At 74.4% G+C, this 15819-nt stretch carries 13 protein-coding genes; 3 read left to right on the top strand and 10 right to left on the bottom strand.

Annotated elements, in window-relative coordinates; all coding sequences use genetic code 11:
- Positions 1 to 90 precede the first annotated feature (90 nt).
- Positions 91 to 2016 carry a potassium transporter Kup gene (locus tag ACYVO7_RS00480; RefSeq protein WP_460447897.1) on the top strand — a complete coding sequence of 642 codons (1926 nt, stop codon included), beginning with the start codon at positions 91 to 93 and terminating at the stop codon, positions 2014 to 2016.
- Between the two features lie 13 nt (positions 2017 to 2029).
- Here the strand turns inward: ACYVO7_RS00480 and ACYVO7_RS00475 are convergent, their stop codons facing one another.
- Both ACYVO7_RS00475 and ACYVO7_RS00470 read right to left on the bottom strand, forming a co-directional pair.
- Complete coding sequence (locus ACYVO7_RS00475) at positions 2030 to 3145, bottom strand: succinylglutamate desuccinylase/aspartoacylase family protein (protein WP_460447896.1); 1116 nt, start codon at positions 3143 to 3145, stop codon at positions 2030 to 2032.
- A gap of 37 nt (positions 3146 to 3182) precedes the next feature.
- Positions 3183 to 4511, bottom strand: a complete 1329-nt coding sequence (locus ACYVO7_RS00470; protein ID WP_460447895.1) for a cobyrinate a,c-diamide synthase — start codon at positions 4509 to 4511, stop codon at positions 3183 to 3185.
- Between the two features lie 117 nt (positions 4512 to 4628).
- Here ACYVO7_RS00470 and ACYVO7_RS00465 point away from each other — a divergent pair, with 117 nt between their 5' ends.
- On the top strand, positions 4629 to 5744 hold the full coding sequence (locus ACYVO7_RS00465) for a cobalt-precorrin-5B (C(1))-methyltransferase (RefSeq protein ID WP_460447894.1): 1116 nt from the start codon (positions 4629 to 4631) through the stop codon (positions 5742 to 5744).
- Positions 5745 to 5842: 98 nt separating this feature from the next.
- On the opposite strand, the gene cobM is transcribed toward ACYVO7_RS00465, so the two are convergent.
- The 3 genes from cobM to cbiE are packed head-to-tail and all read right to left on the bottom strand — an operon-like array spanning position 5843 to position 8267.
- On the bottom strand, positions 5843 to 6622 hold the full coding sequence (cobM, locus tag ACYVO7_RS00460) for a precorrin-4 C(11)-methyltransferase (RefSeq protein WP_460447893.1): 780 nt from the start codon (positions 6620 to 6622) through the stop codon (positions 5843 to 5845).
- Positions 6619 to 7026 (bottom strand): cobalamin biosynthesis protein, encoded by a 408-nt coding sequence (locus tag ACYVO7_RS00455; protein ID WP_460447892.1) that lies wholly within the window; start codon positions 7024 to 7026, stop codon positions 6619 to 6621. Before ACYVO7_RS00455 ends, cobM begins: the two co-directional genes overlap by 4 nt.
- A complete protein-coding gene (gene cbiE / locus ACYVO7_RS00450) occupies positions 7023 to 8267 on the bottom strand; it encodes a precorrin-6y C5,15-methyltransferase (decarboxylating) subunit CbiE (protein WP_460447891.1) in 1245 nt (414 codons plus the stop codon). The genes ACYVO7_RS00455 and cbiE overlap by 4 nt, the downstream gene beginning before the upstream one ends.
- A 26-nt stretch (positions 8268 to 8293) precedes the next feature.
- Here cbiE and ACYVO7_RS00445 point away from each other — a divergent pair, with 26 nt between their 5' ends.
- Positions 8294 to 9040, top strand: coding sequence for a cobalt-precorrin-6A reductase (locus ACYVO7_RS00445; protein WP_460447890.1), 747 nt, complete (start codon positions 8294 to 8296; stop codon positions 9038 to 9040).
- Here the strand turns inward: ACYVO7_RS00445 and cobJ are convergent.
- Genes cobJ through cobN form a run of 5 tightly spaced genes read right to left on the bottom strand, consistent with a single transcriptional unit; the run spans position 9022 to position 15808 of the window.
- A complete protein-coding gene (gene cobJ / locus ACYVO7_RS00440) occupies positions 9022 to 9795 on the bottom strand; it encodes a precorrin-3B C(17)-methyltransferase (RefSeq protein ID WP_460447889.1) in 774 nt (257 codons plus the stop codon). The two genes, ACYVO7_RS00445 and cobJ, sit on opposite strands and share 19 nt — an antisense overlap.
- A complete protein-coding gene (locus ACYVO7_RS00435; protein WP_460447888.1) occupies positions 9792 to 10538 on the bottom strand; it encodes a precorrin-2 C(20)-methyltransferase in 747 nt (248 codons plus the stop codon). Before ACYVO7_RS00435 ends, cobJ begins: the two co-directional genes overlap by 4 nt.
- Before the next feature lie 2 nt (positions 10539 to 10540).
- Positions 10541 to 11173, bottom strand: coding sequence for a precorrin-8X methylmutase (locus tag ACYVO7_RS00430; RefSeq protein ID WP_460447887.1), 633 nt, complete (start codon positions 11171 to 11173; stop codon positions 10541 to 10543).
- Positions 11166 to 12482: a precorrin-3B synthase gene (gene cobG / locus ACYVO7_RS00425; RefSeq protein ID WP_460447886.1), complete on the bottom strand. Its 1317-nt coding sequence runs from the start codon at positions 12480 to 12482 to the stop codon at positions 11166 to 11168. The genes ACYVO7_RS00430 and cobG overlap by 8 nt, the downstream gene beginning before the upstream one ends.
- Positions 12479 to 15808: a cobaltochelatase subunit CobN gene (cobN, locus tag ACYVO7_RS00420; protein ID WP_460447885.1), complete on the bottom strand. Its 3330-nt coding sequence runs from the start codon at positions 15806 to 15808 to the stop codon at positions 12479 to 12481. The genes cobG and cobN overlap by 4 nt, the downstream gene beginning before the upstream one ends.
- Between the last annotated feature and the right edge of the window lie 11 nt (positions 15809 to 15819).

The following is a 15819-nucleotide window of genomic DNA, read 5'->3' as shown; positions in this document are numbered from 1 at the left end:
CCTGAAAACCCGCTCCATGGCTGCGAGCGCCCGGGATGACGCCTAGATGCCGAGGTGCGCGGGTTGATCCGCGCGGCAGGGTTCACCTCCATGAGCATCGTCGCAGAGGCGCCGTCGACCGAGCGGCCGCCCGTCGTCCACTCCCAACCTCACGGCCCCGCCCGGGCCGGCTTCTGGACCATGATGCTGGGCAGCATCGGCGTCGTCTATGGCGACATCGGCACCAGCCCGCTCTACGCCCTGAAGGAAAGCCTCGTCGCCGCGGCCGGCGGCGGCGTGCTGACGTCGGAGATGATCTACGGCGTGGTTTCGCTCGTGCTGTGGGCGCTGATCGTCGTGGTGACGCTGAAATACGTCCTGCTGATCCTGCGCATGGACAATGAAGGGGAGGGCGGCGCCCTGACCCTGATGGCGCTGGTGCAGCGCGCCATGGGACATCAGGCCCGGCTGATCCCGATCCTCGGCATGACGGCGGCGGCGCTCTTCTACGGCGACGCCATGATCACGCCGGCGATCTCGGTGCTGTCGGCCGTCGAGGGCCTGAACCTCGCGACGCCGGCCTTCGAGCCTTACGTGATCCCGCTGAGCCTCGGGATCCTGGTGTTGCTCTTCGCCGTCCAGAGCCGCGGCACGGCGGCGGTCGCCTTCGTGTTCGGGCCGATCACGGCCGTCTGGTTCGCCGCGATGGCGGTCGGCGGCGCGGTCCATCTTCTGCGCTCGCCGGCGATCCTGGCCGCGATCAGCCCCATGCATGGCCTGGCCTTTCTGGCGCAGCACGGCGCGGCGGGGCTCTTCGCGCTCGGAGCGGTCTTCCTGGCCGTCACCGGCGCGGAGGCGCTCTACGCCGACATGGGCCATTTCGGCCGCAAGCCGATCCAGACCGCATGGCTCTTCATCGTGCTGCCGTCGCTGGCGCTCAACTATCTCGGCCAGGGCGCCCTGCTGCTGGACCGGCCCGAGGCGCTGGAGAACCCGTTCTACCTGCTCTATCCGGCCTGGGCGCTGATCCCGATGGTGGTCCTCGCCACGATGGCGACCATCATCGCCAGCCAGGCGGTGATCACCGGCGCGTTCTCGCTCACCCAGCAGGCGATCCAACTCGGGCTGCTGCCGCGCATGGACATCCGCCGCACCTCCGAGACCGAGAAGGGACAGATCTATATCCCGCGCATCAACTGGATGCTGCTGCTGGCCGTGGTGTTCCTCGTCTACGCCTTCAAGTCGTCCAGCGCCCTGGCCTCGGCCTACGGGATCGCGGTGACCGGGACCATGGTGGTGACGGCCGTGATGGCCTTCTTCGTGCTCTGGCGCGTGTGGGGCTGGTCGCCGGCCGCGTCCGCCCTCCTGATCGCGCCCTTCCTGGCCATCGACGCGGTGTTCCTCTTCGCCAACGCGTTGAAGCTGGTCGAAGGCGGCTGGATGCCGGTGGCGGTCGGCGCCGCGCTGATGGTCGTAATGCTGACCTGGCGCCGCGGCGCGTCCATCCTCGGCGAGAAGGCGCGGCGCGAGGAGGTTCCGCTGACGCAGTTCATCGCCGCGCTCGAGAAGCGGTCGCCGGAGCGCGTGAAAGGCACGGCCGTGTTCCTCACCGGCAACCCCGACAACGCTCCGGCGGCGCTGCTCCACAACCTTAAGCACAACAAGGTGTTGCACGAGAGGAACCTGATCCTCCACGTGATCACCGAGGACACGCCGCGCGTCGTCCGGGAGCGGCGGGCGACGCTGGAGCCCGTGTCCGCCAGCTTCTCGCGCGTTACGCTGCGCTTCGGCTTCATGGAGACCCCGAACGTGCCGAAGGCTCTCCTCGCCTGCCGGGCGCTGGGCCTGACCTTCGACGTGATGAGCACGTCCTTCTTCATCTCCCGCCGGGCGCTGCGCCCGGCGGCCCGGTCGCTGATGCCGGCCTGGCAGGACAAGCTGTTCATCCGTCTCGCCCGCAACGCCAGCGACATGAGCGACCATTTCCGCATCCCGACGGGGCGCACCATCGAGGTGGGCTCGCAGGTCGCCGTCTAGCGGCCCGGCGCGGTCAGGGGCTGAGGAGCTTGCCGTGGCGGGTCGGGACCGTCCCGGCGACCTTGCCGAGGCGTTGGCCCGGCGTCGCGAAGCGGGCCGCCGAACGGGCGAAGAGCACGCCCGGCTGCGGGCTCGCGACGGGCGTGACCGCGCCGGTCAGAGGATCGATGAGCTCGGCCACGGCCTCGCCCGCCGCGACCATGTCGCCCGGCGCCCGCAGATAGGACACCACGCCCGCCACCGGCGCGGTGAGGGGATCGGACGCGGCGAGTTCCGTCGCGGCGCAGAGCGCGGGGGGAAGGGGGCCCGGCTCGCCCGCGATCACGCCGCGGCGGCGCAGAAAACGCACCAGAGCGGCGGCGTCGCTGCGCCCGAACGCGTCGCTGACGTCGGACGTCCCGCGCAACTCCACTGTGCAGGAGAAGCAGGCCAGCGGCGCAGGACGGCCGCCCGCGGCCGCCGCCACGTCCACCCAGGGCCGGGTCACGGCCTCGTCGAACGGGTCGTCGCCCGACACGTCGGCGAGCAGCAGCGCCCGGCAGCCGAGCTCCGCGCTGAGCTCCTCGCCGATCCCGGCCAGCGGGGTGAGGGTGTAGAGGTGCAGCGCGGCCTCGCTGTCGCAATGCAGGTCGAGCACGATGTCGGCCGGCAGCGCCAGCCGCAGCAGCGCGTGCTTGAGATGCTGGGCCGGCGTCTCGGCCGGCTCGGCCGACAGAGCGTCGAGCAGCGCGTCGCGGATGATCGCGACGTTGCGTGACGCGTCGTCGGTCAGCCGCCCCTCGACCCGCTTGGCCGCCGCGGGGCCGAGCGCCGGGAAGCCGCGGTTGAAGTTCAGGCCGTCGGAGAGGTCGAAGCGGCCGATCTTGCCGCCGAGCACGCGCTGGCCGAGCCCGATGGGGTTGGCCACCGGCACGAGCAGGATCTCGCCGACGATCTGGCCGTCGGCCTCCAGCCGCTCCAGCTCGGCCCGCAGATGGTGGGCCGCCATCATGCCGGGAATCTCGTCGGCGTGCAGCGCCGCCTGCACATAGGCGAGCGGCCGGGCGCCGGGCGCCCCGAAGCGCAGCGCCGTCAGGCTGCGGCGGGAGCCGGGGACGTCGGGCGGAAGGTCGATGATGTCGGTGCGCATGGGCGTGGGCCGCTTTTCTTCGAAAGAGGGGCGCGCGTCAGTCGGCGCGCGCGATGACGTGGAAGAAGGAGCCCGTCACGAGCCCCCGCCGGCCGCCGGACGGGGCGGGAGCGGACCCGTAGGCGTCCGTCACCGTCGCGAACGGCCCGTCCTCCCCCGGATCCGTGACGCTGGCGTAATGGAACTCGTGCCCGCGCAGGCGCGCGCCGGCCCGGCCCAGCGGTCCGTCGGCGGCGAGCGCCGCGTCGCGATAGCCGAGATTCATCTTGCGTCGGGCGAAGCTCGTGCGCACGCCCAGGAGCCCGGCCATCGGGTGCTCCACGCCGGCGGCGTCGGTCAGGGTCCGGCCCAGCGCCATGTAGCCGCCGCACTCCCCATGCACCGGCCGGGTCTCGGCGAAGGCCCGCAGGCCGTCCAGGAACCGACGGTTGGCGGACAGGCGTCCCGCATGCAGCTCCGGGTAGCCGCCGGGGAGCCAGCAAACGTCGCAGTCGGAGGCGGGCGGCTCGTCCGCGAGCGGCGCGAAGGGTACGATCTCGGCCCCGGCCGTCCGCCAGCCCTGCAGCAGATGCGGATACATGAACGAGAAGGCGTCGTCGCGCGCCAGGGCGATCCTTTGTCCGGGCGGGCGCAGGGCCAGTCCGTCCGATCCGTCCGCCCCGAGGGAGGAAGGCCGGGCGGAGCCCCGGATGGCGTCGAGATCCAGATGGGCTTCGACCAGGTCCGCCATCGCGTCGAGGCGGGCGTCGAGCCCGCTCGTTTCGCTCGCCTGCACGAGCCCGAGATGGCGCTCCGGCAGGCTGACCGCCTCCGAGCGGGGCAGGGCGCCGAAGACCGGGACGCCCAGCGCCTCCACGGCGTCGCGCACCAGCCTGATGTGGCGGGCGCTGCCGGCCTTGTTGACGACCACCCCGGCGAGCCGGACCCGCGCGTCATAGGTCGCGCAGCCCTTCACGATCGCGGCGGCGGACTGCGACTGGCCGCTCACGTCGAGGACGAGCAGCATCGGCCAGCCCAGCGCGGCGGCGACGTCGGCGGACGATCCCGAGCGGCCCGGCGCCGCCGGAACGCCGTCGAACAACCCCATGAGGCCCTCGCAAAGCGCCAGGTCGGCGTCGGCCGTCACGCGCGCGGCGAGGCCCGACAGCAGCGCCGGCGGCATCGACCAGGCGTCCAGGTTGAGGCTCGGGCGGCCGGTCGCGACGGCGTGGAAGGCCGGGTCGATGTAGTCCGGCCCGCATTTCGCGCCGGTGACGCGCAGGCCCCGCCGCGCGAAGGCCCGCAGCAGGCCGAGGGTCACGGTGGTCTTGCCGCTCGACGAGCGGGGGGCGACGATCACGAGGCCGGGCGTGGGATGCGCAGTCATGCCGTATCCCTGCGCGAAACGCGCAGCGCCATCAAGGCTCTTGCGAGAAGAGCTTTGCGCCCCGACCGCATCGCGCTAGGACCGCACCCATGAGCTTTCGGCGATGAGCGTCCGGGCATGAGCCAGCCCCCGAGCGACCCCGAGCGACCCCATCCCCAGCTGCGCCGGGGCTGGACCACGGGCGCCTGCGCGACGGCCGCGACCCGCGCCGCCTTCGAGGCCCTCGTCACCGGCCGGTTCCCCGATCCCGTCGCCATCGCCCTGCCGAACGGCTCAAGGCCCGCTTTCGCGCTGGCTGCGACCGGGCTTTCCGGCGAGGCCGCGACGGCCGGCGTCGTCAAGGACGCCGGCGACGACCCGGACGTCACCCATGGCGCCCTGGTGGTCGCGACGGTGCGCCGCGGGCCGCCGGGCTCCGGCGTGACCTTCAGAGCCGGACCTGGCGTCGGCATGGTCACCCGCCCGGGCCTGCCGATCCCGCCCGGCGAGCCGGCCATCAACCCGGTCCCGCGCGAGATGATGCGCCTGGCGGTGGCCGAGGCGTCCGCCCTGCTTGGCGCGCCCGGCGACGTCGTGGTCGAGATCTCCATCCCGGGCGGCGAGGCGCTGGCGCAGCGCACGCTGAACGGCCGGCTCGGCATCGTGGGCGGGCTCTCCATCCTGGGCACCACCGGCATCGTCACGCCCTATTCCTGCGCGGCCTGGATCCACACCATTCACCGTGGCGTGGACGTGGCCCGGGCGGTGGGGCTGGACCATGTGGCGGGCGCGACCGGCTCGACCTCGGAGGCCGCCGTCCAGCGCCTGCACGGGCTGGAGGACGCCGCCCTGATCGACATGGGCGACTTCGTCGGCGGCATGCTGAAATATATCCGCCGCCACCCCGTGCGGCGCGTCACGGTCGCGGGCGGCTTCGCCAAGATGACGAAGCTCGGCCAGGGGCTCCTGGACCTGCATTCCAGACGCGGCGAGGTCGATCTCGGCTGGCTGGCGGACCGCATCCGCGACGCGGGCGGGGGCGAGGACCTGGCCCGCGCCGCCGAGACCGCCAACGCGGCCAACGAGGTGCTTCAGCGCGCCCGGGACGCGCAGGTGGACCTGCCCGCCGTGGTGGCCGAGGCGGCGTGGCGCACCGCCGCCAAGGCGCTGGCCGGCGCGGATGCGGAGCTCGAGGTCGTGGTCTTCGACCGCCAGGGCGCGCTCGTGGCCCGCACGCCGTTCAGGCGGGTCTAGAGCATGCTGTGTTTCGACGGAAACACAACATGCTCTCGTGTCCTGGCACTCGCATGCCTTGGCGCGAAAAGCCGGTTTCCACCTTTTCGCAACATGCTCTAGGCGTCGCCCGTCCCGCGCCAGCCAGGCGTGCGGAAGCGGCGCGCATAGTCGGCGTCATAGAGGGCGCTGTTGCGGAAATCCTCGCTGCCCAGCGCCCGGCCGACCAGGATCACGGCCGTGCGCTCCATCGGCGAGCGGGCCGCCTCCGCGGCGATGTCGCCCAGCGTCCCGCGCAGGATCCGCTCGTCCGGCCAGGACGCCCGGTACACGATCGCGACGGGGCAGTCCGGCCCGTAATGCGGCGTCAGCTCCGCCACGACGCGGTCGAGCGCGTGCACGGAGAGGTGGATCGCCAGGGTCGCGCCGGTCTGGGCGAAGGCCGACAGCGTCTCGCCCTCCGGCATCGACGAGGCGCGCCCGGAGGTGCGGGTCAGCACCACCGACTGGGCCACTTCGGGCAGCGTCAGCTCCCGCCCCAGCGCCGCCGCGGCGGCCGCGAAGGAGGGCACGCCCGGCGTGATCGTGTAGGCGATCCCGCGCTCGCGCAAAAGCCGCAGCTGCTCGCCCATGGCGCTCCAGACGGAGAGGTCGCCGGAGTGGAGGCGCGCCACGTCCTGGCCCGCCGCCTCGGCGCGCTCATATTCCGCGGCGATCGCCTCCAGCGAGAGCGGCGCCGTGTCGACGATGCGGGCTCCCGGCGGGCAATGCGCCAGGATCTCGCGCGGCACCAGCGAGCCGGCGTAGAGGCAGACCGGGCACCGGGCGACGAGGTCGCGCCCGCGCACCGTGATGAGGTCCGGCGCGCCCGGGCCGGCGCCGATGAAATGCACGGTCATGACGGCTCTCCCTTTTGCGAAACCGCGATGGCGCAGGTCGCGCCGTCCTGGCTGACGCGCGGCGCCAGCAGCCGGGATCCCGGCCCGGCCCCGGCCAGCGCCGCCGTCTCGGCGACGGACGGCACGCCGAACAGGGCGACCACCCGCTCCGAGCGCGTCAGCGCGGCGGGCGCGGCCTCTTCCAGCGCCGCCCGCGGCAGATAGACGAGCGGCAGCCCCAAGGCCACGGCGGCGGCCGCGATGCCGGGCTCGGCCTGCTTGTCCACGATGGTGAACAGCGCGGCCGTCCCCTCCGCCGCCCCGGCGTGCAGGGCCAGGACCCGCCGCACCAGCGCCGCGACGGCCTCCGCCGCGCAGCCCTTGCGGCATCCCACCCCGATGGCCAGCGCCGGGCCGGCGCTCATGGCCGCCCGGCTCCCTTGCTGACCGCCCACTGGACGACCGGCATGGCCGGCCGCCAGCCATGAAACGGCCCCACGGCGTCGGCCCGGGCGATCTGGACGGAGACCAGGTCGCCGCCGAAGCGCCGATGCCGGGCGATGAGCTCGGCCTGCGTCTCCAGCGTCACCGCATTGACCACGAACCGCCCGCCGTCCGGCAGGACCGCCCAGGCGGCGTCGAGCACCGCGGGATCGGTCGCGCCGCCGCCGACGAACACGGCGTCGGGCGGGGGAAGGCCGTCGAGCGCCGCCGGCGCGCGGCCTTCGCGGATCGAAAGGTCGGGCACGCCGAGCGCCAGCGCGTTGCGGGCGATGCGGGCGGCCCTGTCCGGCCGGGCCTCGACGGCGACGGCGCGGTTGGCGGGATGGCGCAGCATCCACTCCACCGCGACCGAGCCCGAGCCGGCGCCCACGTCCCAGAGGAGCTGGCCCCGTCGCGGCGCCAGGGCCGACAGCGTCATGGCCCGGATCTCGCGCTTGGTGATCTGCCCGTCCGTCTCGAACAGGGCGTCCGGCAGCCCGGCCGCGAGGCTCAGGACCGCGGCGTCGCGGTCCGCCGCGATCTCGACCGCGACGAGATTGAGCGGATCGACCTCCTGGAGCGCGTAGTCCTGCGCCGCCATCGTGGTGAGCCGCTCGCGGGGGCCGCCCATGGCCTCGCAGACGGTGAGGCGCGAGCGCCCCATGCCGCGCGCGCTGAGATGCGCGGCGAGGCGGGCCGGGGTCGAGCCGTCCCACGACAGCGCCAGGATGCGCGCCCCGGGCTGCAGATGCGGGGCGACCCGCTCGAAGGCGCGACCGTGCAGCGACACCAGCGCGCAGTCCTGCAGGGCCCAGCCGAGCCGGGCCGCCGCCAGGCTGAAGGCCGACGGCGCCGGGAGGCAGATCACCTCTTCGGCCGCCACATGGGGCGCCAGGGTGGCCCCGACGCCGTAGAAGAACGGGTCGCCGCTGGCCAGGACGCAGACCGGCCGGCCGCGCTGTTCCAGGATGCGCGGAACGGCGTCGGTCAGCGGCGACGGCCACGCCATGCGCCGGCCGGGACCGACCCCCTCGACGAAGGCGAGGTGCCGCTCTCCGCCGACCACGAGTTCCGCTTGCTCGATCAGCCGGCGTGCGGCAGGAGAGAGGCCGTCGAGGCCGTCCTCGCCGATGCCGACGATCGACAGCCAGCGCTGCGGCGCGGCGTGCGGGGCCGGCGTCACGCCGGCCTCCGGGAGTGGATCAACCGATGCGCGTCATGGTCCTGGGCGGAACGACGGAAGCGAGCGCGCTGGCGCGCCGCCTCGCCGGCCGGCCCGACATCGACGCCGTCCTCTCGCTGGCCGGGCGCACCAGCGCGCCGGCGGCGGCCCCGCTGCGGACGCGCGTCGGCGGGTTCGGGGGCCCCGCGGGCCTCGCCGATGTCCTGCGCCGGGACGGTTTCGACGCCGTGGTGGACGCGACCCACCCTTTCGCGGCGCAGATGTCCCGCCACGCCGCCCTGGCCTGCGCCGAGACCGGGACGCCGCTGGTCGTCCTCACCCGCCCGGCCTGGACGCCCGGCGAGGGCGACCGCTGGATCGAGGTCCCGGACATGGAACAGGCCGTCGAGGCGCTCGGGCCCGAGCCCCGCACCGTGTTCCTGACAGTGGGACGCCTGTCCCTGCCGGCCTTCGCGGCGGCCCCCCAGCACCGCTATGTGGTGCGCAGCATCGACCCGCCGGACGGGCTCGAGCGGCTGCCCCGGCGCGAGCTCGTGCTGGCGCGCGGCCCCTTCGGCGTCGCCGACGAGGAGGAGCTGATGCGCCGGACGGGGGTCGACATGGTCGTCACCAAGAACAGCGGCGGCGGCGCGACCTCCGCCAAGCTGGAGGCGGCGCGCCGGCTCGGCATCCCGGTCGTGATGGTGGCCCGCCCGCCCGCCCCGGATGTCCCGCGGCTGCACGACGTCGAGGCCGTGATGGCCTGGCTGGAGGCTCACCGCCCGGCTCCATAGCTGCGCGGGGTGTAGAGCCAGGGCCGGTCCGCCCCCGGCCTCTCCAGCAGCCGCGTCTCGCTAGAGCCGACGAGCACGAGGGTGCTCATGTCGGCCAGAGCCGGGTCGGCCTGCGCCAGGGTGGCGAGGACGATGCGCTCGTCCGGGCGCCCCACCGCCCGCGCGAAGGCGACCGGCGCGGCGCCGTCCTTGTGGGCCCGCAGCAGCGCGAAGGCCTCATGGATCCGCCCCGGACGGGCTTTCGAGGCGGGGTTGTAGAGCGCGATCACGAAGTCGCCCTGCGCCGCCGCCGTGAGCCGGCGCGCGATGACGGACCAGGGCTTCAGGTTGTCGGACAGCGAGATGGCGCAGAAGTCGTGCCCCAGCGGCGCGCCGAGCCGGGCGGCCGCGGCCTGCATGGCGCTGACGCCCGGCAGCACCCGGATGTCGAGGCCGCGCCACTCCGGCGGACCGGCCTCGACCGCCTCGAAAACGGCCGACGCCATGGCGAACACGCCCGGGTCGCCGCCCGACACCACGGCGACGCTCCGGCCCTCGGAGGCGAGCGTCAGCGCGTGGCGGGCGCGGTCCACCTCGACGCGGTTGTCGCTGGCGTGGCGCAAGAGGCCCGGCCGCTCGGGGACGCGGTCCACATAGGGGCCGTAGCCGACGACGTCGGTCGCTTCGGCGAGCGCCTGGGAGGCCTCCGGCGTCAGCCAGTCCGGCCCGGCGGGGCCGAGGCCCGCCACCACGAGGCGGCCCGGTCCGGCGCTCATGGCCGCCGTCCCTCGCCGGGAACGAGGATCATCGAGAAATACGGCGCCTCGTCGTCGAGCTTCTCGGCGAGCGGCAGGATCTTCTGCTCCGCCATGGTGCCGCGCTCCACATAGATGGCGCGCGCCAACAGGCCGGCCTCCGCGATGGCGTCGCGGACCTTGGCGAAGTTCTGGCCGATCTTCATCACCACGGCGGCGTCGGTGCGGGCGAGCCGCGCCACGAGCGCGTCGCGGCTCAGCGTGCCCGGCAGGACGGTGAGCACGTCGTCTCCCCAGGTGATCGGAGCGCCCGCCGCGGTCCAGCAGCCCGACATGCCGGTCACGCCCGGGCAGATCGAGACCCGAAACCGGTCCCGCAGGCGCATGTAGATGTGCATGAACGAGCCGTAGAAGAGAGGGTCGCCCTCGCACAGCAGCGCCACGTCGCGCCCGGCGGCCAGGTGGGCCGCGATGGCCTCCGACGCTTCGGCGTAGAAGCCCGACAGGCTGGCGACATACTCGGGAGAGTCGAAGGGCGCCTCCACGGTCATCGGATAGACGAGCCGCAGCTCCTCGCTGCCCGGCTTCAGCCAGCTTTCCACGATGGTGCGGGCGTTGCCGCGCCGGCCCTTCTTGCAGAAATAGGCCACGACGGGGCTCGACTGCACGGCCTTGACGGCCTTGACGGTGAGGAGCTCCGGGTCGCCCGGGCCGAGCCCGACGCCGTGCAGCACGCCCGCGGAGGGGGAGGGGTGCGGCTCCATGCTCACTCCCGCTCGCTCGCGAGCGCGTTGACGGCCGCCGCCGCCATGGCGCTGCCGCCCTTGCGCCCGCGCACCACCAGCGACGGCGCCCGGCCGTCGGCGAGGAGCGCGTCCTTGGATTCCGCCGCGCCCACGAAGCCGACCGGCATGCCGATCACGGCGGCCGGCCGGGGCGCTCCCTCGTCCAGCATCTCGAGCAGCCGGAACAGAGAGGTGGGCGCATTGCCGATGGCGATCACCGCGCCGCCCATGCGGTCGCGCCAGAACTCCATGGCGGCGGCCGAACGGGTCGTGCCCAAGCGGGCGGCCAAAGCCGGCGTCTCCGGATGGTCGAGCGTGCAGATCACCTCGTTGTCGGCCGGCAGCCGGGCGCGCGTGACCCCGTTGGCCACCATGCGGGCGTCGCACAGGATCGGCGCGCCGGCCCGCAGCGCGGCGCGTCCCGCCGCCACGGCGCCGGGGGTGAACACGATGTCGGCGGCCGTCTCCACCATCCCGCAGGCGTGGATGATCCGCACGGCCACGACCTCCTCCTCGGGGGTGAAGCGCGCCAGGTCGGCTTCCGACCGGATGATCGCGAAAGAGCGCCGGTAGATCTCCGCGCCCTCGCGGATGTAGTCGGTGCGGTCACTCAACGCTGCGTCCCATCTGCTCGATCAGGTCCCGCGCCTCTCGGGCGGTCAGCCCCCGGCGGACCGGGTTTGCGTCGGCCCGGCCATGGCGGATGAGGTCGTATAGACCGTTCCGGCCGACGAGCGCCACGTCCGTCGCATGCGGACGGGCGCAGCCTTTCGGACAACCCGACACATGCAGGGTGACGCCGGACGGGGCCAGCCCGCGCGCGGCTTGCGCCAGCAGGGCGGCGTCCTCGCGGGTCGCCGTGGTGGCGCTGGCGCAGTCGGGCGCGCCCGGGCAGGCGGCCGCCGCGAGCCGTGGGTCGGAGGGGTCGGCGATGAATGTAGAGGATCGAAGCAGCTGCGCCACGGCCGGCTGCGCGCCGCCCGGCTCGGCCTCGAGCCGTTCCACGCGGACCGGGACCATGATGGCGCGCCAGGGCGTGAGGCGCAGCTCGCCCGGGCCGTAGCGCTCGGCCATGCCGGCGAGGCTGTCGAGGTCGTCGGCGGCCCAGCGGCCGAAGGGCGCGCCGAACCCGATCGCGCCCAGGCCGCCGCCGAGGTCCGTATAGCCCAAGGGCTGCGCCGGCCGACGTTCGGGGACGGGCGCGTCGGCCGTTTCAATGAACTGCGCGGCGGCCCGGAACGGCTCCGCCCCCGTCGCGGCCAGCATGGCCGCCATGCGGCGCGGCGCGTCGGCGCCGGTCCGGCGCAAGGCGATGAAGGTCCGGGCCAGCGCCGCCGCCGCGTCGGGCGCGGCGTCGGGGGCGCAGGCGCCCAGCAGGACGGCGTCCCGCCGGTCGCCGCCGAGGCCGACCGCGAAGACCGGGCCGTTCGGCCCAGGCCGCGCCTCGAAGCGCACGTCCGCCGCGACGTCGCCGGGGCCGAAACGCCCGCCGTCGTCGACCAGGAAACCGAACTTGGCCGGCAGCGCGTGCAGCGGCGCGTCGCCGGCGAGGCGGCGCTCCAGCGCCTCCACGACAGGCCGGACGTCGAGCAGGGCCGATGGGTCGAGCCCGGCGAGCGGGCTGGAGACGACGTTGCGCACCGCCTCGCCGTCCCTATCCTGGTCCAGCACGCCGAGGGCCTCGAGCCGCTCCGTCAGGGGGCCGAAACTGGCGTCGGAGACCCCGCGCAGCTGCAGGTTGGCCCTGCCGCTGAGATCCAGCGCGCCGTTTCCGAAGCGCCGCGCGCAGTCCGCGACGGCCCGCGCCAGTGGGGCTGGGACCACGCCGCCGGTGAGGCGAAGCCGCACCAGCAGGCCGTCGCCGGTCAGCATGGGGCGGTGGGCGCCCGGGCACCAGCCTTTGCGCAGCGAGGCGGCCGTCACGGCGCGCCCCCGTCCGCGCGCATCTCGGCCAGGATCCTGGCCGTGGAGTTGCGCCTCGGGCGCCAGAACCCGCGCCGCTGCGCTTCGTCGAACCGCTGCGCGATGGCGCGCGCGGCGGCCGGATTGGCCGACAGCAGGAAGGCGCGGACGCGCTCGTCCCCGCAGGCCGCGTCGAACATCATGTCGAACTGCCGGCTCTCGACGACCTCCGCCAGCGCCGCATGGGCGAAGAGATTGTCGACCGTCTCTGCGATCTCGGAGGCGCCGCGCCAGCCATGGCGCATCTGGCCTTCGAGCCAGCGCGGGTTCGTGGCCCGCGCCCGCAGGGTCCGGGCGACCTCCTGGGCCAGCGTGCGCACCCGCGTGCGGTCCGGCGCGGCCGTGTCGGCGTGGTAGAGCGCCGGCGTGGAGCCGAGGCTGGCCGCCGCGGCGGCGAAGCCGCCCTCATGTTCGGCGAAGGCGTCGGAATCGAGCACGTCCTGCTCGGCCATGTCCTGAACATGCACGAAGGCGTCGGCGCTGGCCACGCGCTCGCCGAAGGCGGCGGGCGCCGCGGACCCGTCGGATTGGCGGCCATAGGCGTGCGAGCTCGCCGCCAGATAGGCGGCGCCGAGGTCGTCGCGGCTCTCCCAGGCGCCTTCGGCCAGGACGCGCCCGAGCCCGACCCCGTAGGCTCCCGGCGCGGTCCCGAAGATGCGCAGCGGTTCGGCCGTCGAGGCGCGCCGGGCGGCGGCCAGCGGGTTCTCGTCGTCGTCCTCGTCCAGCTCGGCGACGGCCCGGACGGCGTCGTCGAAGAGGGCGATCTGGCCGGGGAAGACGTCGCGGAACAGGCCGGAGATGCGCAGGGTGACGTCCACCCGGGGTCGGCCGAAGACCGCCGGCGGCAGGATCTCGAAGCCCGACACCCGCGAGGAGGCGTGGTCCCAGACCGGCCGCACGCCGAGAAGCGCCAGCGCCTGCGCGATCTCGTCGCCGCCGGTGCGCATCGTGGCGCTGCCCCACAGATCGAGCACGATCCGTTTGGGCCAGTCGCCATGGTCCTGGGCGTAGCGGGTGACGATCTCCTGCGCGGTGCGCTTGCCGATCTCCCAGGCCGTGCGGGTGGGGATGGAGCGGGGGTCCACGCTGAACAGGTTGCGCCCGGTCGGCAGCACGTCGGCGCGCCCGCGCGAGGGAGCGCCGGCGGGGCCGGGCTCGACGAAGCGGCCGTCCAGAGCCTTCAGGAGCGCCGCCGTCTCGGCCGGGCCGGAGGCCAGCGCGCCGGCCGGGCCCGTCTCGGGCGAGCGCCCGAACACGTGCAGGCCGTCGCCGATCCGCGCCTCCTTCAGGTCGCACAGCCAGGCGTCGAGCTTCTGCAGGCCGTCCTCGGGATCGGCCGGATCGGAGACTCCCGCCTCGGCGGCGAGGCCCGTCTCGACGGCGCGCTCCAGGATCGCGGCTGCGATCAGCCGCGCGCGGCGGGCGTCGAGGCCCTGGGCGTCGGAATATTCGTCGAACAGCGCCTCCAGCTCCGCCGCGGCGCCGTGCTGGCCGGCCTCCGCCAGGGGCGGCGTGAGGTGGCCCACCGTGACGGCCGCGATCCGGCGCTTCGCTTGCGCGGCCTCGCCCGGGTTGTTGACGATGAACGGATAGACGACCGGCATGGGGCCCAGCACCGCCTCGGGCGCGCAGTCGCGCGACAGCGCGACGGCCTTGCCGGGCAGCCATTCCAGCGTGCCATGCGCGCCGCAATGGATCATGGCGTGGACGTCCGCCACGGTCCTCAGCCAGGCGTAGAAGGCCACATAGAGGTGCCGCGGCGGCAGGTTGGCGTCGTGGTGGTCCGCCTTGCGGTCCTGCGGCCGTCCGCGCGGCGGCTGCAGCGCCACCAGGAGGGCGCCCGAGCGCGCCACCCTGAACCGGAACGCGCCGTCCGCCACCGCCGGGTCGTCGGCGGGATCGCCCCAGGCCGCCGTGATCGCGTCCCGCAGGGCTTGCGGCAGGGCGGCGAAATGGGCCGCGTAGTCGGCGACGGACATGCGCTCCCAGCCGGAGGAGTCCGTCGGCCCGCCGGCCGTCAGCCTGTCCATCAGGAGCGCGCCGTCGATGGCCTCGCCCACCGCGTAGCCGGCTCCCCGCAGCGCCTCGGCGATGGCGCTGACGCTGGCCGGCGTGTCCAGCCCCACCGCATAGCCGGTCCGGCCGCCCTTGTGCGGATAGTCGGACAGCACGCAGGCGACGCGGCGCTCCGCCGCGGGCGTGCGGCGCAGCCTCGCCCAGGCGGCGGCGAGGTCCGCCACGGCGGCGACGCGCGACGGCTCCGGCCGGTGCAGGAGGCTGGCGAACTCCAACCGCTCGCGCCGGGGCGCCTCGGCCTTGAACGAGATCGCCCCGGCGATGATGCGCCCGTCGAGCTCGGGCAGCACGACGTTCATGGCGAGGTCGGCGGCGCTCAGCCCGCGGCTCGTCTCGCGCCAGGCCTCCAGGCGCGAGCCCGACAGCATGACCTGGAACACGGGCGCGTCGGCCTCGTCGAGCACGCCCGGCCCGGCGTCGGCCCGGCCCGAGAAGGCGGTGGCGTTGAGGATGACGTCCGGCTTCTCGCGGGCGATCAGCCGCGAAAGCCCCGCCGCGGCGGCAGGGTCCTTGAGGCTCGACGCGAAGGCGCTGGTCACCGCGAAGCCGCGCTCGGCGAGGGCGTCGGCCAGCGCCGCGATGGGCGCCGTATCGGCCGCCATCAGGACGGACCGGTAGAAGGTGACGAGCGCCCGCGGCGCGTCCGCCGCCGCGCCGGCCCGGCTGAGGTCGGCGCTGACCCCCATGGCGGGGACGGCGGCCGGCTCGCGCCACCCCAGGGGACGGCCGATGCGGGTGGACAGGAAGGCCAGGCACTGCGCCAGATTGTCGGGGCCGCCCTCGTGGAACCACCCCCAGAGACGCCGCAGGTCTTCGGCGGGCAGGGTCGAGGCGGCGTCGAGCCGCTCGTCCTGCCGGTAGTCGCCCGGCACGATCGCGAGGTCGAAGCCCTCCCGCCGGGCGGCGGCCGAGAGCTCCTCGACGCCGTAGCGCCAATAGTCGAGGCCGCCGAGCAGCCGCACCAGCACCAGCCGCGCCCGACAGGCGACGTTGGCGACGTAGAGGTCGACCGAATAGGGGTGCTTCAGCTGCGCGAGCCCGGCGACGCGCAGGTCGGGATAGCGGCCGGCGCCGTCCTCCCAGGCCTGCGACAGCGCGTTCAGGTCGCTGTCCGTGAAGGACAGGAACACCAGGTCCGCCGGTGACTGCGCAAGGTCGACCGCAGCTTCCGCCGCGTCGAGCGTCCGCGTCTCCGTGCGCAGCAGGTGCATGCCGGCTCCGT

This window comes from Alsobacter sp. SYSU BS001988 (genome assembly GCF_054796215.1).
The sequence above is the reverse complement of the archived record's forward strand: the minus strand, read 5'-3'. Positions and strand labels throughout refer to the sequence as shown.